Annotated in this window: 18 protein-coding genes; 6 read left to right on the top strand and 12 right to left on the bottom strand. The window is 54.7% G+C overall.

Features of this window, described 5'->3' with window-relative positions; genetic code table 11:
- Positions 1 to 3 precede the first annotated feature (3 nt).
- Positions 4 to 1,587 (top strand): Ppx/GppA family phosphatase, encoded by a 1,584-nt coding sequence (locus AB1E42_RS05360; protein WP_368345964.1) that lies wholly within the window; start codon positions 4 to 6, stop codon positions 1,585 to 1,587.
- On the opposite strand, the gene AB1E42_RS05355 is transcribed toward AB1E42_RS05360, so the two are convergent.
- From AB1E42_RS05355 to AB1E42_RS05345, 3 genes are read right to left on the bottom strand one after another with little or no spacing between them, the layout of a single operon-like run.
- Positions 1,584 to 1,937: a hypothetical protein gene (locus AB1E42_RS05355; protein ID WP_368345963.1), complete on the bottom strand. Its 354-nt coding sequence runs from the start codon at positions 1,935 to 1,937 to the stop codon at positions 1,584 to 1,586. The genes AB1E42_RS05360 and AB1E42_RS05355 overlap by 4 nt on opposite strands.
- 12 nt (positions 1,938 to 1,949) lie before the next feature.
- The gene (locus tag AB1E42_RS05350) at positions 1,950 to 2,978 is read right to left on the bottom strand and encodes an endonuclease/exonuclease/phosphatase family protein (RefSeq protein ID WP_368345962.1); all 1,029 of its coding nucleotides are present in this window, start codon (positions 2,976 to 2,978) and stop codon (positions 1,950 to 1,952) included.
- Positions 2,975 to 3,655 (bottom strand): TerB family tellurite resistance protein, encoded by a 681-nt coding sequence (locus AB1E42_RS05345; protein WP_368345961.1) that lies wholly within the window; start codon positions 3,653 to 3,655, stop codon positions 2,975 to 2,977. Before AB1E42_RS05345 ends, AB1E42_RS05350 begins: the two co-directional genes overlap by 4 nt.
- A gap of 216 nt (positions 3,656 to 3,871) precedes the next feature.
- Here AB1E42_RS05345 and nhaA point away from each other — a divergent pair, with 216 nt between their 5' ends.
- Positions 3,872 to 5,002 carry a Na+/H+ antiporter NhaA gene (gene nhaA / locus AB1E42_RS05340; RefSeq protein ID WP_368346372.1) on the top strand — a complete coding sequence of 377 codons (1,131 nt, stop codon included), beginning with the start codon at positions 3,872 to 3,874 and terminating at the stop codon, positions 5,000 to 5,002.
- Positions 5,003 to 5,024: 22 nt separating this feature from the next.
- Here nhaA and scpA read toward each other — a convergent pair whose 3' ends face one another.
- A complete protein-coding gene (gene scpA, locus AB1E42_RS05335; RefSeq protein WP_368346371.1) occupies positions 5,025 to 7,151 on the bottom strand; it encodes a methylmalonyl-CoA mutase in 2,127 nt (708 codons plus the stop codon).
- A gap of 192 nt (positions 7,152 to 7,343) precedes the next feature.
- Here scpA and AB1E42_RS05330 point away from each other — a divergent pair, with 192 nt between their 5' ends.
- A complete protein-coding gene (locus AB1E42_RS05330; RefSeq protein WP_368345960.1) occupies positions 7,344 to 7,796 on the top strand; it encodes a DUF4174 domain-containing protein in 453 nt (150 codons plus the stop codon).
- Positions 7,797 to 7,824: 28 nt separating this feature from the next.
- On the opposite strand, the gene AB1E42_RS05325 is transcribed toward AB1E42_RS05330, so the two are convergent.
- The 3 genes from AB1E42_RS05325 to AB1E42_RS05315 are packed head-to-tail and all read right to left on the bottom strand — an operon-like array spanning position 7,825 to position 11,757.
- Entirely contained in the window at positions 7,825 to 9,822 is a 1,998-nt protein-coding gene (locus AB1E42_RS05325; RefSeq protein WP_368345959.1) for an acetyl-CoA carboxylase biotin carboxylase subunit, read from the bottom strand.
- Positions 9,823 to 9,867: 45 nt separating this feature from the next.
- Complete coding sequence (locus AB1E42_RS05320; protein WP_368345958.1) at positions 9,868 to 10,212, bottom strand: hypothetical protein; 345 nt, start codon at positions 10,210 to 10,212, stop codon at positions 9,868 to 9,870.
- 12 nt (positions 10,213 to 10,224) lie between these two features.
- Entirely contained in the window at positions 10,225 to 11,757 is a 1,533-nt protein-coding gene (locus tag AB1E42_RS05315; RefSeq protein ID WP_368345957.1) for an acyl-CoA carboxylase subunit beta, read from the bottom strand.
- Positions 11,758 to 11,931: 174 nt separating this feature from the next.
- On the opposite strand from AB1E42_RS05315, the gene AB1E42_RS05310 reads away from it, so the two are divergent.
- Together AB1E42_RS05310 and AB1E42_RS05305 are read left to right on the top strand one after the other, a co-directional pair.
- The gene (locus AB1E42_RS05310) at positions 11,932 to 13,131 is read left to right on the top strand and encodes a multidrug effflux MFS transporter (protein ID WP_368345956.1); all 1,200 of its coding nucleotides are present in this window, start codon (positions 11,932 to 11,934) and stop codon (positions 13,129 to 13,131) included.
- A 55-nt stretch (positions 13,132 to 13,186) separates the two neighbouring features.
- The gene (locus AB1E42_RS05305; protein ID WP_368345955.1) at positions 13,187 to 14,587 is read left to right on the top strand and encodes a short-chain fatty acyl-CoA regulator family protein; all 1,401 of its coding nucleotides are present in this window, start codon (positions 13,187 to 13,189) and stop codon (positions 14,585 to 14,587) included.
- An 11-nt stretch (positions 14,588 to 14,598) separates the two neighbouring features.
- Here AB1E42_RS05305 and AB1E42_RS05300 read toward each other — a convergent pair whose 3' ends face one another.
- Genes AB1E42_RS05300 through AB1E42_RS05290 form a run of 3 tightly spaced genes read right to left on the bottom strand, consistent with a single transcriptional unit; the run spans position 14,599 to position 16,926 of the window.
- A complete protein-coding gene (locus AB1E42_RS05300) occupies positions 14,599 to 15,495 on the bottom strand; it encodes a DMT family transporter (RefSeq protein ID WP_368345954.1) in 897 nt (298 codons plus the stop codon).
- A gap of 38 nt (positions 15,496 to 15,533) precedes the next feature.
- A complete protein-coding gene (locus AB1E42_RS05295) occupies positions 15,534 to 16,139 on the bottom strand; it encodes a LysE/ArgO family amino acid transporter (RefSeq protein ID WP_368345953.1) in 606 nt (201 codons plus the stop codon).
- A 40-nt stretch (positions 16,140 to 16,179) separates the two neighbouring features.
- Positions 16,180 to 16,926 (bottom strand): YebC/PmpR family DNA-binding transcriptional regulator, encoded by a 747-nt coding sequence (locus AB1E42_RS05290; protein ID WP_368345952.1) that lies wholly within the window; start codon positions 16,924 to 16,926, stop codon positions 16,180 to 16,182.
- Positions 16,927 to 17,105: 179 nt separating this feature from the next.
- Here AB1E42_RS05290 and AB1E42_RS05285 point away from each other — a divergent pair, with 179 nt between their 5' ends.
- Entirely contained in the window at positions 17,106 to 17,852 is a 747-nt protein-coding gene (locus tag AB1E42_RS05285; protein WP_368346370.1) for a HisA/HisF-related TIM barrel protein, read from the top strand.
- On the opposite strand, the gene AB1E42_RS05280 is transcribed toward AB1E42_RS05285, so the two are convergent.
- Entirely contained in the window at positions 17,849 to 19,633 is a 1,785-nt protein-coding gene (locus AB1E42_RS05280; protein WP_368345951.1) for an SLC13 family permease, read from the bottom strand. The two genes, AB1E42_RS05285 and AB1E42_RS05280, sit on opposite strands and share 4 nt — an antisense overlap.
- Positions 19,623 to 20,522, bottom strand: coding sequence for a DMT family transporter (locus AB1E42_RS05275; RefSeq protein WP_368346369.1), 900 nt, complete (start codon positions 20,520 to 20,522; stop codon positions 19,623 to 19,625). The genes AB1E42_RS05280 and AB1E42_RS05275 overlap by 11 nt, the downstream gene beginning before the upstream one ends.
- Positions 20,523 to 20,527: the final 5 nt, after the last annotated feature.

The following is a 20,527-nucleotide window of genomic DNA, read 5'->3' as shown; positions in this document are numbered from 1 at the left end:
CAGATGCCCGAGCAACACCTTTCCGAACTTCGTGAGGATAAGATGACCACGACCGAAGATGCCGAATGGGGCCCGTTTGGAAGGCCAATATTCGACAATCCGCAAGCACGGGCGCTATCCCGCGTGGGTGTTCTCGACGTTGGTTCGAACTCGGTCAGACTGGTCGTTTTCGATGGCGCGGCACGATCTCCCGCCTATTTCTATAACGAAAAAATCATGTGCGCCCTCGGTGCGGGATTATCAGAAACCGGCAAGTTGAACCCTGAAGGTAAAGAGCGTGCGATCTCGGCCATCCGTCGGTTTGCCGCTCTCGCGCGCGGGATGGGCATTCTGCCGCTAACTGCCGTGGCAACAGCGGCCGTCCGCGAAGCCGATGATGGCGCTGAATTCCGAGCGCAGGTTGAGCGAGAAACAGGCGTCAGGCTTTGGGTCGTCGACGGGCAGGAAGAGGCGCGGCTGTCTGCACAAGGTGTACTCCTTGGCTGGCCCGGAAGTTATGGGCTCGTCTGCGATATTGGCGGATCATCCATGGAGCTTGCCAACCTTGCCGATGGCAATGTCGGGCACCGACTGACATCCCCATTGGGGCCGCTAAAGCTGAGAGACATTCCGGGTGGGAAGCGCGGCCTTAAAGATCACATCAAGCGTATCATCAAAGACCTTCACCAGCAGATGGACCACGAAACAGGCAAGCGGCTGTTTTTGGTCGGCGGGTCGTGGCGTGCGATCGCGCGGATCGACATGGAGCGGCGCGGCTACCCGCTCACCGTCCTGCATGAATACCGCATGACTGCCCGCGAAATATCGAAAACCGCAGATTACATCTGGTCCGCGAACCTCGAAGATCTACGCGGTCGCTGCGGCATAAGCAGCGAACGTATGGCGCTTGTGCCGATCGCCGTTCAAATACTCAAGCAACTCATCGCGCTCTTCAAGCCAAAGGATATTACTGTTTCGTCCTATGGAATTCGGGAAGGTATGCTTTACGAGCAAATGCCGCCCGATCTGCGGGAACGTGACCCACTGATTGAAGCATGTCGCTTTGCCGAGTCGAAGGATGCCCGCCTCCCCGGTTTTGGCAAAGTCCTCTATGACTTTGTGATCCCGCTATTCCCAAATGCCGACTGGCAGCAAAAGCGGGTGATAAAAGCTGCATGCCTGCTACATGACGTGAGCTGGCGCGCGCATCCCGATTACAGGGAGGAAGTCGCTTTTGACAACGCGACCCGCGCAAACCTCGGCGGCCTCAAGCATGCGGAGCGCGTGTTTCTCGGTCTTTCTCTCATGCATCGTTACACAAACAAATTGAAGAGCACCCGCTTTGATCATTTGCTGGATATGATCTCGAAAGAAAGCCAGAAAGACGCCGAAGTACTGGGAAAGGCGATGCGGCTCGGCGCTATGCTTTGGCTCCAATCGGACGATCTACCCGCGAAAATACGCTGGAAGCCCCGCAAACGACACCTGAAACTCACGCTTTCTTCGGACGCCGAACCCCTATTTGGTGAAGTTGCGCAGTCACGGTTTGACGCGCTGGCCGTCGCCTTGGACGCCACCGGGGAAACCGTCATCAGCGAAGCACTCTAGAGATCTACTTCATAGGTCACGGCAAGTGGCGGAGCGCTAGGCATCCGACGAATGATGATGTCTCCGTTCTCAAGCACTTCCGGCTCGTCATAATGATCAAAATCATCAATCTGTTCAGCCAGCTTGATCAAACCGCCGCCCCATGCGAGCAGCAGGGCGCGGAGTTCGGGGCCAATCTCGGTTCCCAGACGCCTGAACTCGTCGATAGCCGGGTCCAATTCATCCGCAAGCCCTTGGAAAAACAGCGACAGGCCGCGCTCGATCAATTCAGCCCCGCTTTCGGGGGCTTCTTGTGCAGAAAGCGGGAGCGAAGCGCAGGCTAGTGTCGTGATCAAAACCATTCTTTTCATGATACCAACCTATCAAACAGGTGACTTCTTCCCAAGGTCGATTTCGCAATCCAATGTCACCGGAAAATGGTCAGAAGCTAGAAGAAGTGCGTCGCGAAGGCGCTTGTTAGCGTTAATTTCTGGATCCCGTAGTGGATGCCAAACGCGCCAGAACGGCTTCCGGTCAAGGAAATCTGGGCTTACCAACAAGAAATCGAGCAGCGCTTCCAGATAATCGTCGCCTTTTAACTTGAAGCGCGAAGTCGTCATTGTCGCGCCCATCAGCAGCGAAGGGTCAAATAGCTTTGCCTCACCATCTTGTCCCGCAACGATCTCGACGCCGGACTTTCCGAGCGCTTCCTCGTAAGGATCAAGACCCGGCCCATCATTGAAGTCGCCCAGCACAATGAGGTCTTCGTGCATTTTCAAATGTTGTTCGACTCGCTGTCGCAGCCAAACACATTGCGCTAATTGTTTTTTCCGGTTTTCAACAGCGCGACGCATCATTTCGACTTCGTTCTTGGCGCCATGTGGTGCTTTTGATTTCGCGTGCACGCCGATCATACGAAATTCGAAGCCACTTCGGTGTTTTACGATCAGTTCAAGCGGCGGCTTCGACCAACGTACAGGGTCACCGCGTTGGTCATTATCGAGGTCCCATCGAAAAACCGTATCGAACCTCGGTGCGTCGGCTAACCCAGCTTTTCCGCTTTTGTGCCCTACCGGTTCATGGCGCAGTTTTACCACCTTCGGGTCGAAAAGAACGACGAGTTCCTGCTGTGTTTGGTTTGGAAACCCAATTTCGGCAGTGGTCGCCCGAATGCCTGCAAACTTGGCAAAGTGCTCAAGACACTTCGTAGAAGGCCGCTTCGGCTTGTGATCGGGCGCCTCGACAACGAGGATTATATCCGCGTCTAGTGCACGAAAAACGTCGCGCAATGCCCAAGCTTGATCGCCTCTTGTAACATTGTAGCGGCCCGACCATTCATCATCATCCAGCAACTGCCCACCTTCATCAAACAGCGCATCAAACCATTCGACATTGTAGGTGGCTATCCTCAAGCCGCGCTCCCGCTAATCTCGCGCCACGCACGGTTCAAATCAGAGACCCGCTTTTCGGCCAGCTTGATCGCTTCCTCCGGCAAGCCTTTCGCCAAAAGTTTGTCAGGGTGCGATGCCTTGATCTGGTCACGCCATACCTTACGCACTTCCGCCAAGGGGAGGTTATGCGAGACCCCGAGAACATCGTACGGGTCGCGCTCCGCGTCTGGAACGAATCTGGCACGCACGTTTTTGAATTGAGCCTCCTCAATATCGAAAATGCGCGCTATCTCGGTGAGAACTGCATCTTCGTGAGGATGGTACTTTCCGTCTGCCATTGCGATATAAAATAAGCCCTCCAACAGATCGCAAAGCGGGCCTTTTTCATCGCCAAACATGCGCCTGATCCGTCTCGCGTAAATGTCATATCCGGCGACGTCCTGTCGCGCGAGATCAAAGACCTTTGCGGCGTTTCCTTCATCTTCGGGTGGAATGAAGAAAATCTCCCGAAAGGCTTGCACTTCATCACGGGTCACGCGCCCATCGGCCTTCGCCATCTTCGCCCCAAGCGCGATAACCGCGATTGTAAACGCAACGGAACGCTCTGGTGGTGTTTTCAATTTCTCGAAAACGGTCGAGAGACTCTCTCCTGCTCGCAAAGCTGCGATTGCCTCGCTAATTCTTGACCAAATCGACATTCAGTACACCGTTTCAACACATGATCTGGCTCGAGAGTAACAGGACGGCCACGATGTCCAAGGCCAATACAGCTTTTGGGACGGTTTTAACGTCGCAGCGCTTGAAAACAGAGCTTTTGCGCATAGCTATAGCCAAATAATTTGGAGGGAACCGTGAACTTAAGAACAGCCTTTGACGACTTCTTCAAAAGTGACGCATCGGGTGGCATCCTTTTGATGCTGTCCGCAGTTGCCGCATTGGTAATCGCCAATTCTTCACTGGCTGGGCTATACGAAAGTTTTCTCGGTTCGTATCTGGCCGTCACGCTGAATGGAACTGGCTTGGAAAAACCGTTGATCCTATGGATCAACGACGGCCTCATGGCGGTGTTCTTCTTCCTTATTGGCTTAGAGCTCAAACGCGAGATCGTCGAAGGAAAACTCAAGAACCCCCGAGACGTAATCCTTCCCGGCGCTGCGGCCGTCGGCGGCATGGCTGTACCTGCTCTAGTTTTCTTTGCCTTCAATAGCAGTTCGCCCGAAACTCTGGGCGGATGGGCCATTCCGGCAGCGACGGACATTGCCTTTGCTCTCGGCGTGCTCGCCCTTGTCGGAAAGCGCGCGCCCGCTGCGTTGAAAGTCTTCCTGCTCACACTCGCCATTCTCGACGATCTCGGCGCAATCGTGATTATCGCGCTATTTTACACCGCAGATCTCAAAATTGACTATCTTTTGTTGTCACTTATCCCGTTGGCAGGCCTTGTTCTGCTCAACAGGAATGGCAGCCACCGTATCGCGCCGGCTATTCTGCTTGGCGCTGTAATGTGGTTCCTAGTTCTCAAATCGGGGGTACACGCAACGCTGGCAGGGGTCGTAACCGCGTTCCTGATCCCGATTAAAGATAAATATGGGAAGTCGCCCCTGCACGCACTCGAACACGGTCTGACGCCGTATGTTCTTTACGGAATTGTGCCGATATTTGCCTTTGCAAATGCTGGCGTTGTCTTGAGCGGGATTGGCATTTCGGACCTGCTCGCTCCGCTCCCATTGGGGATTGCATTGGGGCTGATCGTTGGCAAGCAAGTGGGCGTTTTCGGCGTGACCTTTGCAATGGTAAAACTGGGATTGGCTAGGCTGCCTTTTGGCGTCACTTGGGCGCATATATATGGCATCGCCTGCCTTGCTGGTATCGGTTTCACGATGTCACTCTTCATAGGGGGGCTCAGCTTCTCTGACCCCGCCTTGATGAATGAAGTACGCATAGGCGTTCTTTCAGGATCGGTGATTTCGGCCATTGTTGGCTACACCGTCCTCGTGATGGCATCGCGCGGCGAAGAGCGGCAACCGTTGGCCGCCGAGACACCATAACACTTCGAAAACGGCTTGCGGCTCAATCGCGTGCTTCGCGGATGAGCCGCAAAATATCTGCGGCAGCTTTAGGGATGTTGGTACCCGGGCCAAAGATTGCCTTTACGCCGCGCTGAAATAGGTAATCATAATCCTGCTGCGGTATGACGCCCCCACAAACTACGATGATATCTCCGGCACCCGCGGCTTGCAGCGCTTCAACCAGTTTTGGCGCCAGCGTTTTGTGACCGGCTGCTTGTGAACTGATACCGATGACATGAACATCGTTATCAACCGCATCTTGGGCTGCCTCTTCCGGTGTTTGAAAGAGTGGCCCGACATCAACATCAAAGCCGATGTCAGCGAACGCGGTTGCGATCACCTTCGCGCCCCTGTCATGGCCGTCTTGCCCCATTTTCACAACCAACATGCGCGGTCGACGGCCCTCCTCTGTGGCAAAGGCTTCAACATTACGCTGAATTTCAGCAAATCCTTCATCACCTTCGTAGGCGGCGCCATAAACACCCGAGAGGGTCTTCACCTCCGCCCGATGACGGCCGAACTCTTTTTCCATTGCCATACTGATTTCTCCAACGCTCGCTCTGTGACGCGCCGCATCGACAGCCGCTTCAAGCAGGTTTCCACCGTCCTTCGCGCGCTTGGACAGCTCTGCGAGCGCCCCCTGACATGTAGCCTCGTTCCGTTCCGCACGAACACGCTGCAATCGCCCGATCTGTCCGTCGCGCACCTTTGCGTTGTCGATATCCAGAATGTCGATCGGATCCTCTTTATCCAATCGGTACTTATTGACCCCAACGATAACTTCTTCCCCGCGATCAATCATGGCCTGACGCCGCGCGGCACTTTCCTCAATACGCAGTTTGGGCATACCAGAAGCCACAGCTTTGGTCATTCCGCCAAGCTCTTCGACTTCCTCAATCAACTTCCAAGCTTCGTCTGCCAATTGCTGAGTAAGGGTTTCGACGTAGTAGGATCCGGCCAATGGATCTACGACATTCGTGATCCCTGTCTCTTCCTGCAAGATGAGCTGCGTGTTCCGAGCAATGCGCGCCGAAAATTCCGTAGGAAGGGCCATTGCCTCGTCGAGTGCATTCGTGTGTAGCGATTGCGTACCCCCAAGGGCTGCGGCCATCGCCTCATAAGCCGTGCGCACAACGTTGTTGTACGGATCCTGCTCTTGAAGAGAGACGCCGGATGTTTGGCAATGGGTCCGCAGCATCAGGGATTTGGGGTTCTTCGGCTCAAACTCAGACATGATGCGATGCCAAAGAAGCCGCGCTGCGCGCAGTTTGGAGGCTTCCATAAAGAAGTTCATGCCGATAGCAAAGAAGAACGACAGCCGCCCTGCAAACCTATCCACATCAAGTCCGCGCTCAATCGCAGCGCGGACATATTCCCTACCATCTGCGAGGGTGTAGGCAAGTTCCTGAACAAGGTTCGCGCCAGCCTCCTGCATATGATAGCCAGAGATAGAGATCGAATTGAATTTCGGCATCTCAGCGGATGTATATTCAATAATATCCGCAATGATCCGCATCGAAGGCTCGGGCGGATATACATAAGTGTTCCGCACCATGAATTCTTTGAGAATATCGTTCTGGATCGTGCCTGAAAGCAGCGATTTGTCGTGACCTTGCTCCTCGCCTGCAACGATAAAGTTGGCCAGAATCGGGATCACGGCACCGTTCATTGTCATTGAGACAGAAATCTGATCAAGCGGAATACCGTCGAACAGGATTTTCATGTCCTCGACGCTATCTATTGCGACCCCAGCCTTGCCCACATCGCCGATTACACGCGGATGGTCACTGTCATACCCACGATGGGTCGCAAGGTCGAAGGCAACGGATACACCCTGCTGACCGGCGGCGAGGGCTTTGCGGTAAAAAGCGTTGGACTCTTCGGCAGTGGAAAACCCCGCATACTGGCGAATGGTCCAGGGACGACCAGCGTACATTGTCGCCTTCACACCGCGTACGAATGGCTCCTCCCCCGGCACGGAGCCGATATGCGTCACCTCCGCCAGATCATCCTGAGTATAAAGCGGTTTAACCCTGATACCCTCCAGCGTGTCCCAATGCAGTTCATCCAAAGACTTACCACGCAGTTCTTTTGCGGCAAGGTTTCTCCAGGTGTCATCGCGGCTCATTTTTGGCTCCTCTGGATCGATACCGAAAGGCCGGTGATCCGAGGGATCACCGGCATCATTTTGTTCAAATGGCTGGTAGAAACGCTTGGTTTCAAGAAGTTCGTATTGGCGCTCATGGCTATTTTCGGGAAGTTGCATGTTTCCGCGTACTTTCGGTTAGCACTCGCAATTTCCGATACTATATTGATTTGTATGAGACCGAACTTATTCACAGCAACACTCTTGGCATGGCTTGCGTCAGGCACGCTGGTTGCGGCCGACAACGCGCTCGAAACATGGCTGCAAGAGCCTGCAACGATCTTTGAAGGGGACGAAGTATCTCCTGGCGATTTGATCTGGCAGGCTCGGCCTTTAATCGTTTTTGCTGATAGCCCATTTGATCCGCAATTTCGCACCCAAATGGAATTCATCGAAGAACGGATCGAGGTTCTCGTCGAGCGGGATGTTATCATCATCACAGACACGGACCGCGCGAACCCGTCAGAATGGCGCGATAACCTGCGCCCGCGGGGCTTCGGTCTTGTCGTGCTTGACAAGGACGGCAGGGTCATTCTGCGCAAGCCAGCGCCTTGGCATATGCGCGAGGTATCCCGCTCAATTGATAAATCCACAATCCGCCAGCAAGAGTTACTCGAGCAACGGTAGGGTCTGCTTTGAGCGGGTGCCGTGAGCATCATTCGAACTCGATGATGATTTCGTCCACCGCCAGACTGTCACCCGGCGCTGCGTGGATTTTTGACACGACCGCCTTTCGCTCTGCGCGAAGGATGTTTTCCATCTTCATCGCTTCCACAACGCAGAGCGACTGCCCTTCCTGAACTTCATCTCCTTCCGATACGTTCATCGAAACGATCAAACCAGGCATTGGACACAGAAGCAGCTTCGATGTGTCAGGCGCGACCTTTTCAAGCATGTATTGTGAGAGTTCTGCCTGCCGTGGGGTGCGCACGAAAACGCGCAAGTCCGCGCCCCTTGTGCGAATGCGGTAGCCCGAGGTGCGTTTCTCAACTTTGAGAACAAGCGACACACCATTCACTTCGAGAACAGCGAGCGACTGCCCGGGTACCCATGTGCTCTCGACGCGGTACGCTTCTCCAGCGACGGTGACAGTCGAACCACCCTTGTCAGCCGAGATCTGGGTCACAAAATCCTGCCCTTGCAGCGACACCACCCAATCTTCGCCTACATGACGCTCGTGATTATCCATCCTTCCGGATATTCTCGACCGTCGGATTTCAGCGACTCTATTCATCGCGGCACAAGCAGCAGCTATGCGCTTGAGGCTCTCTTCGTTCAGCGCGACCCCTTCGAAGCCGTCGGGGTATTCCTCTGCAATAAATGCGGTTGTTATATCTCCCGAGACAAACTTCGGGTGATCCATCACCGCTGAGAGGAAAGGTAAATTGTGTCCGATTCCTTCGATCTCGAAACGATCAAGTGCGATCCGCATTTCTTCGATCGCTGATTTGCGATCGGGCGCCCATGTACAGAGTTTGGCGATCATCGGATCGTAATACATGCTGATCTCACCACCCTCAAAGACGCCGGTATCGTTTCGCACAACACGAGTCGCGTCTTGTGATTCAGCCGGTGGCCTGTAGCGAGACAAGCGGCCAATGGATGGCAGAAAGTTCCGATATGGGTCCTCTGCGTAAAGACGGCTTTCCATCGCCCAGCCGTTAATCTTCAAATCGCTTTGCTTGATCGCCAGCTTCTCGCCAGCCGCAACGCGGATCATCTGCTCGACGAGATCAATTCCAGTGATGAGCTCCGTAACGGGATGTTCCACCTGTAGGCGGGTGTTCATTTCGAGGAAGTAGAAGTTCCGTTCACCGTCAACGATGAACTCGACCGTCCCTGCCGAAGCATAGTCGACAGCCTGTGCAAGAGCGACAGCTTGTTCGCCCATCGACTTGCGGGTCGCTTCGTCCAAAAACGGCGATGGCGCTTCTTCGATGACCTTCTGGTTACGGCGCTGAATGGAGCATTCCCGCTCGTGAAGATACACAGCATTGCCATGGGTGTCGGCGAGAACCTGAATTTCGATATGGCGCGGCTGGGTGACAAATTTTTCGATGAAAATCCTGTCATCTCCGAACGATGATGCCGCTTCGTTCTTCGAGGATTGGAACCCCTCACGGGCTTCTTCGTCATTCCACGCAATCCGCATGCCCTTACCGCCGCCGCCAGCGGAGGCCTTGATCATGACCGGATAACCGATTTGCTGGCTAATCTTCACGGCCTCATCGGCATCTTCTATAAGCCCCATGTAGCCGGGAACCGTGCTTACCCCCGCCTCCTGCGCGATTTTTTTGGATGTGATCTTATCACCCATCGCCTCGATCGCCCCGACCGGCGGCCCGATGAAGGCGACGCCTTCTTTGGCCAAGGCCTCCGCAAATTTTGGGTTCTCCGAAAGGAAGCCATAGCCCGGGTGAACAGCTTCCGCACCAGTTTCGCGAATGGCAGCCATCACGTTTTCGATCACGATATAGCTCTGATTGGCGGGCGCTGGCCCGATATGGACCGCTTCATCCGCCATTTTTACATGAAGCGCATTGCGGTCCGCATCCGAGTAGAGCGCAACCGTCGCGATGCCCATTTCACGGGCTGTCTTGATAACCCGACAGGCGATTTCGCCACGGTTTGCGATCAGTATCTTTTTGAACATCCGATTATCCCCGATGTTGGGCGCGCGGCAGGCAGAGACGGGCAATCATTCAAAGATCTCCGGAAAGCTCTGCCGCGCGAGCGGTAAATTGATTTGAAGCAACGCATCGTAATCCTCTGCGTCGAATGGTTCATCCAGGGCGACAACCTCTCGGCCCAGCAGCCATCCCAAACGGCCCGCATCGAGGTTTCCGCGCACAAAAGGCTCCTCGCCGAATGCCTCCCAGAGTGCCTGCATAAAGCCAGCATCGGCACGGCGATCGGCCGGGCGCCTGTCACGAAATCGTTCGCGGGCGACCAGCTTCGTCGCGCCGTCCTTCCCCGGGCGACGGATCGTGAATTGATAATCCGTTCCAGGGAGACGACTTGGGAAACCTCTGTGTTTATGCATGCGGGGTGAGCCTCAAAGCGGAATATTGTCGTGCTTTTTCCACGGATTTTGCAGCGACTTGCCGCGCAAGCTCGCAAAAGCCTTGCAAACGCGGCGGCGGGTGGAATGCGGCATGATCACTTCATCAATGAAGCCGCGCTCGGCTGCAACGAAAGGGTTTGCAAAGCGATCTTCATAGTCTTTCGTGCGTTGCGCAATCTTGTCTGCATCGCCCAGTTCAGACCGGTAAAGAATCTCCGTCGCGCCCTTGGCTCCCATAACCGCGACCTCGGCCGTTGGCCAAGCGTAGTTAAAATCACCGCGCAAATGCTTCGACGACATCACATCATAGGCGCCACCATATGCTTTGCGCGTAATCACCGTAACTTTCGGCACCGTCGCTTCGCCAAAAGCAAAGAGCAGCTTGGCGCCATGCTTGATAACACCACCATATTCCTGGCTGGTACCTGGAAGGAAACCAGGGACGTCAACGAGCGTCAAAATCGGGATTTCGAAAGCGTCGCAAAAACGAACGAAACGCGCGGCCTTTCGTGAGCTATCAATGTCGAGACAACCTGCCAGAACCATTGGCTGATTGGCGACAACGCCAACTGTTGACCCTTCAAGCCGAACAAACCCCGTCAGGATGTTTTTTGCGTAGTCTTCTTGGATTTCGTAGAAATCCCCTTCGTCCGCTATTTTATGGATCAGCTCCTTCATATCGTAGGGAGCATTGGGGTTTTCCGGAATCAGTGTATCGAGGCTTTCCTCGATCCGTTGAACATCGTCAAAAAACGGGCGGACAGGTGGTTTTTCACGATTATTGAGCGGCAAAAGATCAATGAGCCGTCGCACCTCCGTCAGGGCTTCGACGTCATTATCGAACGCACCGTCCGCAACGGATGATTTCTTTGTGTGCGTGCTTGCGCCGCCAAGCTCTTCGGCAGAAACGATCTCGTTTGTGACGGTTTTCACCACATCAGGCCCGGTCACGAACATGTAGCTCGTGTCACGCACCATGAATATGAAATCAGTCATTGCGGGCGAGTAAACAGCACCGCCCGCGCACGGCCCCATAATCACACTTATCTGGGGCACGACGCCGGATGCCAAGATGTTGCGCTTGAACACCTCGGCATAACCCGCAAGCGAGGCGACACCCTCTTGAATCCGCGCGCCACCGGAATCGTTCAGACCAATCACAGGCGCGCCATTCTGAACGGCCATATCCATGATCTTGCAGATCTTCTGTGCATGCGTTTCGGAGAGCGACCCACCAAAAACGGTAAAGTCCTGACTGAAAACATAAACCATGCGGCCATTCACAGTCCCCCATCCGGTAATGACACCGTCACCTGAGGGCTTGTTTTCCTGCATGGCGAAATCGGTGCAGCGATGAGAGACGAACATATCAAACTCTTCAAAGGAGCCTTCGTCCAACAAAAGCTCGATCCGCTCTCGTCCTGTTAACTTTCCTTTGGAATGCTGAGCATCAATACGTTTTTGCCCGCCTCCGAGGCGCGCTGTTTCCCGCCTCTCTTCCAATTGCTGAAGAATGTCGCGCATAGAATCTCCTCCGGTTTGCCCATGTGTACCGGCCCGATACAAAATCACGAAGCACCTTTCCGTAAATTTGCAAATAAAAAGCTTTGCAGAAAACTCATGTTTGCAAAAAGTGTAAGCCGCTAGCCGATAGACATTTTGGGATTTGAAGCGTAACCGAAGATCATGAATCTGAAAATGATCCAAGAACCCGGCATTGCTGCCAAGCCTCCTAGTGTTGGAATGCTCGTCATGCTCGCGGGTATCTCAGCCATGTCGATGTCGATCTTTCTGCCATCGTTGCAGGCAATGACAGTTTATTTTGAAACTGACTACAGCGTTATTCAGTTGGCAGTTTCGGGATATCTTGCTTCCGTTGCTGTGCTTCAGATCATCATTGGCCCGCTGGCTGATCGCTTTGGGCGGCGACCTGTTTTACTGGGCGCAATGGCTATTTTCGCCATCGCGAGTATTGGTGCCGCGGTTAGCACCTCGGTTGTGCCCTTCCTGATCTTCCGCTTCAGCCAAGCTGTTGTCGCCGCTGGGATGGTTCTGAGCCGAACGATTGTTCGTGATATCTACGATCAAGACCGCGCGGCGTCGATGATCGGATATGTAACGATGGGCATGGCCCTGATCCCGATGGTCGGCCCAATGGTTGGCGGTATCTTGGACCAGTTCTTTGGCTGGCAATCCAGTTTTTACCTTCTAGGCTTCGCAGCAATTGTTGTGCTTTTACTTTGTATCGCCAACTTGCCCGAAACCCGCCCAACACAAACTGGCACTTTCAGAGATCAAATTCGCGATTACCCCGGCCTCCTGACCTCGCCCCGCTTTTGGGGTTATGTGCTCAGCGCGGCATTTGCCTCGGGGGCGTTTTTTGCCTTATTGGGTGGCACCTCATTTGTCGCCGGCATTGTCTTCGGCCTCTCACCCTTTTGGGCAGGTGTAGCTCTCGGCTCACCGGCGATTGGCTACGCATTTGGTAATTTCATATCTGGCCGCTACTCCGTGCGGGTTGGAATCGACAAAATGTGCGTGATTGGGTCCAGCATCTCAACGATTGGACTAGGCATCTCTCTTGCGCTTGCACTTTTAGGGCTTCAGCATCCTCTAATTTTCTTCGGCTTTTGCACGTTGCTTGGCGTCGGAAACGGCATACTTCTTCCAAGCGCGACGTCAGGGTCGCTGTCCGTTAGGCCACAACTTGCAGGTACTGCCAGCGGCCTTGGCGGCGCAATCATGATTGCCGGTGGCGCCGTTCTCTCAGCTTTTGCAGGTAGCTTGCTGGACGCATCCAGCGGTGCAATCCCGCTCCAAATCCTAATGTTCGCAACATCGGTTCTTGCGATTTTCAGCAGCCTCTATGTGGTGCGGCGGAACAAGGCCCTTGGTTGACAGCGGCGACGCAATTTGCAGTAGCTAATAGGAACTAGCAAAACTGCAAAGCGACATGGCCACTCAAAAACTATATGCCGGAGCAAAGCTACGCGAGATTCGCGCGCGGCTTTCCCTTACCCAAAAAGCGTTTTCCGAAAAGCTGGGCGTTTCGCTGCCCTACCTCAATCAGATGGAAAACAATAATCGTCCGGTGAGCACAACAGTCGTCCTCTCGCTCGCGCGGGAGTTCGGCTTCGATGTCACCGAATTACAATCAGGTGATGAGGCGCGGTTGATTGGCGATATGCGGGAAATTTTGGCCGATCCTGTGTTTGCCGGCGTCAGTCCGACACCAGCCGATCTCCGGCTTGTCGCCTCAAACGCGCCGAGTTTCGCGCGCGCTTTGCTGGAACTGCATAACGCCTATAAACAGACGCATGAACGACTTGCCTCGCTCGACGAGGCACTAGGACGCGATGGCGCGCGCCTTCAACCCTCCCCTTGGGAAGAGGTGCGTGACTTCTTTCACTACTGCGACAATTACATTGATGCCATTGATCGGGCAGCGGAGAATTTCCACGATCGGCTGAAAGAACATGGCACCCTGATGCAAGCGGCCATCGAGCAGCTTCGCGCGCGGCAAATCTCTGTTCATTTTGAAGATACGGAAACTCTGCGTTCGTATGATCGGGAGAACAGGCGCCTGACCCTTTCAAGGCGCTCCGAGGAGTCTACACAAACCTTTCAGATACTGACCCAGCTCGCGCTGTTAACGTCAGAAAAGCTCATCGACGCTACGCTTGATTTCGCCCGTTTCCAATCCGAAGAAGCGCGCTCAATTGCGAAGATTGGATTGGCAAACTACTTCGCTGGCGCAACGATGATGCCTTACATGTTATTCCTCGAGAAGGCGCGCGAGTTCCGCCACGATCTTGAAAGGCTTTCTGACCGTTTCGGAGCGTCATTAGAGCAGGTTGCACACCGGCTTTCGACCCTGCAGCGCCCCGGCGCCAAGGGCATTCCTTTCTTCTTTGTGCGTGTGGATCCGGCAGGAACCATTACCAAGCGGCATTCGGCCACCACGCTGCAATTTGCGCGCTATGGCGGCGCTTGCCCGCTTTGGAACGTCCATCGCGCATTCGAAACTCCTGGCCGTTTCCTGAGGCAACTTGCAGAAACGCCGGACGGGATCCGCTATTTTTGTCTCGCACGGGACGTCACCAAATCTGGCGGCGCTTTTCATGCACCCACGCGCAGATATGCCATTGGTTTAGGATGCGAAGTGCAACATGCCCGCGAACTGGTTTACGCCGATCATATGGATACAGACGTCGCCGAAGCGTTCGAGCCGATTGGAATTTCGTGTCGCATATGCGAACGCCGAACCTGCGCTCAAAGATCAATCCCCCCCTTGGAAAGACAGATTGAGATCAACCCCGACACACGAGAGATCTTGCCCTACAAGGTGAATTGATCAGGCGTTACCTACAGCGCGGTTGACCTGTTCTTGCGGGCGGAAACAGCCTCCCGCCAAGTTATAAAACTGACGGCAGCGACGATCAGCCCGCCACCGAAGATGACAAAAGGATCAAGCCCTTCGTCAAAAATCAGCCAACCGAGAAGACTGGCCCAGACAAGCTGAAGAAACGTCACCGGCTGCGTGACCGAAAGCGGCGCAGCGGCAAAAGCCAAGGTCATCGTGTAATGCCCAGCTGTTGCGAACAGTGCAACGAGGAAGAGGCCACCCAGATCATGCCAGCTTGGCGTGACCCAAACAGCCCATGCGAACGGGAACAGAATGACGGTGACGATCATTGAAAGGTACCCGACAATCACTGCCGCCGAGAACTCGGCGGAGAGGCGCTTGGCCAAAAGATAACTCCCGGCAAAAAGAACGGCAGTTCCGAGCATTGCAATATGGCCGGCTTCAAGTTCCCGAAGGCCGGGGCGCAGGACAACGAGCGCACCGATGAATGCAGCAGCAACGGCTAGCAAACGCCGCGCTGCAATCCCTTCACCAAGGAACAACGCTGCAACAACGGTGACATACACGGGGTTTAAATAGTTCAGTGCGGTAACCTCGGCGATCGGTATACGAGCCATAGCAAAGAACCACAAAATCACCGCGAAAGCATGAAAGAGCCCTCGCGACACGAACACCCGAAATGCACGGGCTGTCACGCGGGTGCCGCGCATGGCGCGGATCATCGGTACGATAAAAAGCAATCCCAGCGCGTACCGTATGAAAGCCGCCTGCGCCGCAGGCACATCAGACACGATAGCCTTGACCAGTGCGGTCACCGCCACAAAATTCAAACCAGCGACAAGCATCCAGAACATGCCGATGAGGGGTGGCTTTGGAATGATGGCGTGGTCGGTCATGCCCGCAGGTGACGCCTAAACGGCTGAAGGATCAAGCCCTAGCCCATAAATAGAAGCATCGTCGCGAGCCACCACATGACCAGCCCAACAAGGACATCAAGTAGCCGCCATGCCTTTGGCGTTGCAAAAATAGGACGCAGAGCGGCCGCTCCATAGCCAAGGGAGGCGAAGAACACCAAAGACGCTGTCATGGCGCCCGCTGCGAAAACAGCTGTATACGGGACGTAATTCAGCGAAACAGAGCCAAGCAGAAGCACCGTGTCAACGTAGACGTGCGGGTTGAGCCATGTGAGTGCGAGACAAATGCCCAGTGCTTGGCGGATGGACGATGCCCCGTCTTCGGCCGCCGAGAGTGCGTGACCGCCGCGCCATGCTGAACGGAAGCTCAAAATACCATAGCCGAAAAGAAACAGGGACGCCGCGTAGCGCAGCGGGGTTGCCAATTTTTCGACAAGGTCGGAAAGTGTCACAAACCCAAAGACGCCAAGCGCGATCAGCACCGCGTCCGAGAGTGCGCAGGTCATGACAACTGCAAATACATGCTGACCGCGCAAACCTTGCCGCAAAACGAATGCGTTCTGAGCACCAATTGCGAGGATGAGGCTCAGGCCGAGCGCAAAGCCTGAAAAAAATGCCTCACTCATCGAGAACCACGCTCACGCTACGACCTGAGCCGTTAGCCGTCTAACCAGCCAACTGCTCCATCACCTCATCAGAGGCTTCAAAGTTCGAGGTTACGTTCTGAACGTCGTCGTCATCTTCGAGCGCCTCGATGAGTTTCATGAGTTTTTGCGCACCCTCGAGATCCAGTTCAGTGGTTGTGCTTGGCTTCCAGATCAGTTTGGTCGATTCCGACTCGCCCAGCGCAGCTTCAAGTGCGGTTGATACATCGTTGAGGTCTGTATCGGCACAATAGATGACATGACCACCTTCATCGCTTTCACAATCTTCGGCACCTGCTTCGATTGCCGCCATCATGACGGTATCGGCATCGCCAACATCAGCGGCATAAATGATCTCGCCCTTGCGATCGAACATGAACCCAACAGAACCAGTTTCGCCCAGATTTCCACCATTTTTGCCGAAGGTTGAGCGGACGTTAGATGCCGTCCGGTTCCGGTTATCCGTCATCGCTTCGACGATCACCGCTACACCGCCCGGGCCATAGCCCTCGTAGCGGATTTCCTCATAGCTATCCGCGTCACCGCCCATCGACTTCTTAATGGCGCGTTCGATCACGTCTTTCGGTACGGAGTTCGACTTGGCTTCCTTCACAGCCAAACGAAGACGCGGGTTCTTTTCGGGGTCCGGGTCACCCATCTTCGCAGCGACGGTGATCTCTTTCGAGAGCTTGGAAAAGAGCTTCGAGCGCGCAGCGTCCTGCCGCCCCTTGCGATGCTGGATATTTGCCCATTTGGAATGGCCGGCCATGAGACAACCTCAGATGCTTGGAATTTCTCGGCTCTATATGCCAGACGTAGGCCCTTCCGCAATCCCATGAACAACGACAACGAAGCGGAAGCGGCCAACAAAATGCCGGTTTTGATCACCCATATGTTAGAATGGTCCGATTAGTGTCGCGCAAAACCATTGGCATGGAGGTTCTCGCCATGATGATTATCCCCGCAATCGAACTGCAAAATGGACGCTGTGTCAGCCTGCATCGGGGGCGGCTCGACGAACCCCAGATATGGCATGTCGATGCCGTCGAGCGTGCGCGCGAGTTCGCGGCGGCAGGCGCGGAATGGTTGCATGTGACTGACTTCGATGCAGTCGCCCACAACACTGAAACAAACGAGGCGCTTGTACTCGATATCATTCGCCATGCAGGCATTCCCGTTCAATTGGGGGGCGGCATGAACTCAATGGAGAAAATTTCTCAGTGGATCGACGCCGGCGCAGGGCGCGTTGTGATTGCCAGCGCCGCCGTCACGAACCCGGATCTGGTCAAACGGGCGGCGCATGCGTACCCCGATCAGGTCGTCGTGGCGGTCGATGTCTTTCAAGGCAAGGTCATGTCAGGTGGTTGGAAGGAGCAAAGCGCCTATGAACCTGATGATTTCATCAGCTGGTTCAAAGACGACCCGCTCGCAGGGATTCTGGTGACGGACATTGATGCAGATATTGCAGATTCCGATGCATCACTCGCGATGATTACCCGGCTTGCCGAACAATCACCGTCATCCGTGGTTGCACGCGGCACCATCCGTGGCCTCGACGATATTTCGCGCATCAAATACGTCCCGGGTATCTCCGGCACGATCATAGGCCGCGCTTTATTTGATCGTTCTATCGCGCTTGAAGAAGCTCTGGCAGTTGCCAACGCAGCACGCGGCACGACCGCGCCATTTATCTAGAGAGGCCAGATCATGGGGATCGCTGCGGAGGCAAGGATCCCCATGCTCAAATTCAAGGGAATACCGACTTTCAGGAAATCGGTAAATTTGTAACCGCCGGGTCCATAGACAAGTGTGTTGGTTTGGTAGCCGATTGGCGTCGCAAAACTGGCGGAGGCGGCAATCATCACAGCAATGACCAGCGGCCTTGGATCAACTCCCAGCGCTGTCCCGATGCTAATAGCAATTGGCGTGATGATCACCGCGACCGCGTTATTGGTCACCAATTCAGTCAAAATCGAGGTCAGGAGATAAATCGCCCAAATCAGGAAGAACGGCGGCAATGACGATAGGCTTGGCGCAACAAGGTCCACAATCATCGTGACCGCTCCAGAGTGCTGAAGCGCAGCCCCGACACCAAGCATGGCAAAGATGAGCGCCAGAAGCCGCCCTTCGACGAACTCGAATGCTTCTTCGGCATCAATGCAACCCGTCGCAAGGACCAGCGCAACAGCAATCACCGCCAAAGAAAGTATCGGAGCCACACCGAATGCCGCTAAAATGACGATCCCTGCAAGAGCGGCGATTGCCAGCGGCGCATGTGTCCTCCTGAAGGCACGCGCTGAAGGTTTGGAGACGTCAACCATCTGCATTTCAACAGCAAGGCGTTGAATTTCCTCCGGCGCGCCTTCCAACAGCAGCGTGTCACCGACGCGCACCACCAGATCATCAATTTGACCGCCGATATTACGGTCGCGACGATGAACCGCGAGGACATATACGCCATAGCGCCGGCGCAGGCGGACCTCGCCTAACCTGCGGCCAACAAGCTTACAATCAGGTGCGATCAACACTTCGACTGTGGTTGTTTCCACCGCCGAGAGCTGATCCATCCGACGCAAACTCTTGTCGCGTTGCAGAGAGAGCAATTCTGCCATCGGGGTGCGGAGGATCACGCGATCGCCTTCTTCAAGTTTGAGATCATTCATGTTTCGCCGCAGCGAAACCTCTTTGCGCACGACATCAATGAGCCGTACGCCCTCCCGTTTGAAAAGCTGTATGCCTTTCACCTCCCGCCCGATGAGGTTGCTATCACGCGGAATTATCGCTTCGGTGAAGAACCGCATCTTTGAACGGTCAGACAAAAGGCTGCCCATGCTGTCACGCTCTGGGAGTAGAAGCGGTGCGATGAAACGGAGGTAAATAAGTCCCCAACAACAGACGATCAGTCCCATCGGGGTGATTTCAAAGATCGAAAAAGGCGCGAGCCCTTCAGAACGCGCCACACCATCAACAAGCAGGTTGGTAGAGGTTCCGATGAGCGTGAGGGAGCCGCCCAGAATCGCAGCATAGCTTAATGGGATGAGCATTTTGGAGCTGGCAACCCCCATGCTTTTTGACAGCTGGACGACGACTGGGATCATCACCACAACAACGGGGGTGTTGTTCATGAAAGCGGATGCCGCGACCACGAAAAGGAGTACCGCCGCGATTGCCAGAGTAGGATGGCTTTTGGAATAGCGTTCAGCCAGCGATGTCAGGCTATCGAGCCCCCCGGTCCGTACCAAAGCGCCCATCACGATGAACATGGCGGCAATGGTCCAAGGAGCGGGATTGGCCAGCACCTCGAGCCCCATTTCATATGGCAAACTGCCCAAGACAAGCAGAGATGAAACACCGACAAGGGCAACAACTTCAGTCGAGAACGTTTCGCGTAGGAAAAGGACGAACATCATGCCCACCACGAGGAGCGTGGCATAGGCTTGAAAGTCTTGCGAAAGGTTAAACCAATCAGCGATCATGATTTTCGAGCCCATCCGCAGGCGGCAATGGCGTGTCAATCAGTTCCGGCTTGGTATTGAGCCGTGGTTGCACAAGGCTGATACCTGCAATCATCAACAAGAGTGCCCCCCATACCCATCCGGAATAGCTTTCTCCGAGGATCAGCATCGCCCAGACCACGCCACTTAACGTTACGATGTAACTGACCTGCGCCGCAAATACTGACCCTGCGCGACCAACGAGCCAGACATATCCGGTATAGACCGCACCGTGAATGAGCGAACTCAGAACAATCGCCAAATCCGCTGTTTGGAACGGCGCAGCTGGTACGAAGAACTGTCCGGTTGAAATGCTGCCGACACCGGAGAGAAGAATCCCTGCTATGGAGGCGCCGAAAAGGGTTTGCACAGGATCGAGCCCCGCCGTTCCCCACTTGGCAACATAATTGCCTTCGATTGCATAACAAAGCGGCGCGACAAGAGCCACGAAGACCCAAACCGAAAGGACACCGTCGCCCAAACTGCCTTGCGGCAGAACAATAGCGCCAACACCGCAAAGACCAAGAACCAGCCCCACCAGGCGCGGCAGGGAAAATCGGTCGGCACCCAGAGCAAGTGCGATGGGAAAGGCGAACATCGGAACTGTTGCGATCGCGATCGACATGATCCCTGATGGCAAGTGAAACGCAGCAGTGTATGAAAATACGTTCGGAATAATTGTTCCTGAAAGGGCGATGGCAATAAAAACGCCAAGCGCCCTTGGATGGTAAGGCAGCCGCTGCCCACGAGCCACCAAAATGCTGCCGAGAAGTAGAGATATTATCAGAGACTGCCAAAAGATAATGCCAAACGGCGGGTAACCTGCAGATACAGTTATTTTAGCGAGTGGTTGCGTCAGGCCCCAGCCCATCCCGA

The sequence above is a fragment of the Pelagovum sp. HNIBRBA483 genome (assembly GCF_040931995.1).
In the GTDB taxonomy this organism is placed as follows: domain Bacteria; phylum Pseudomonadota; class Alphaproteobacteria; order Rhodobacterales; family Rhodobacteraceae; genus JAEPMR01.
Note: the sequence above shows the minus strand (reverse complement) of the source record. Positions and strands in the feature narration are given on the sequence as shown.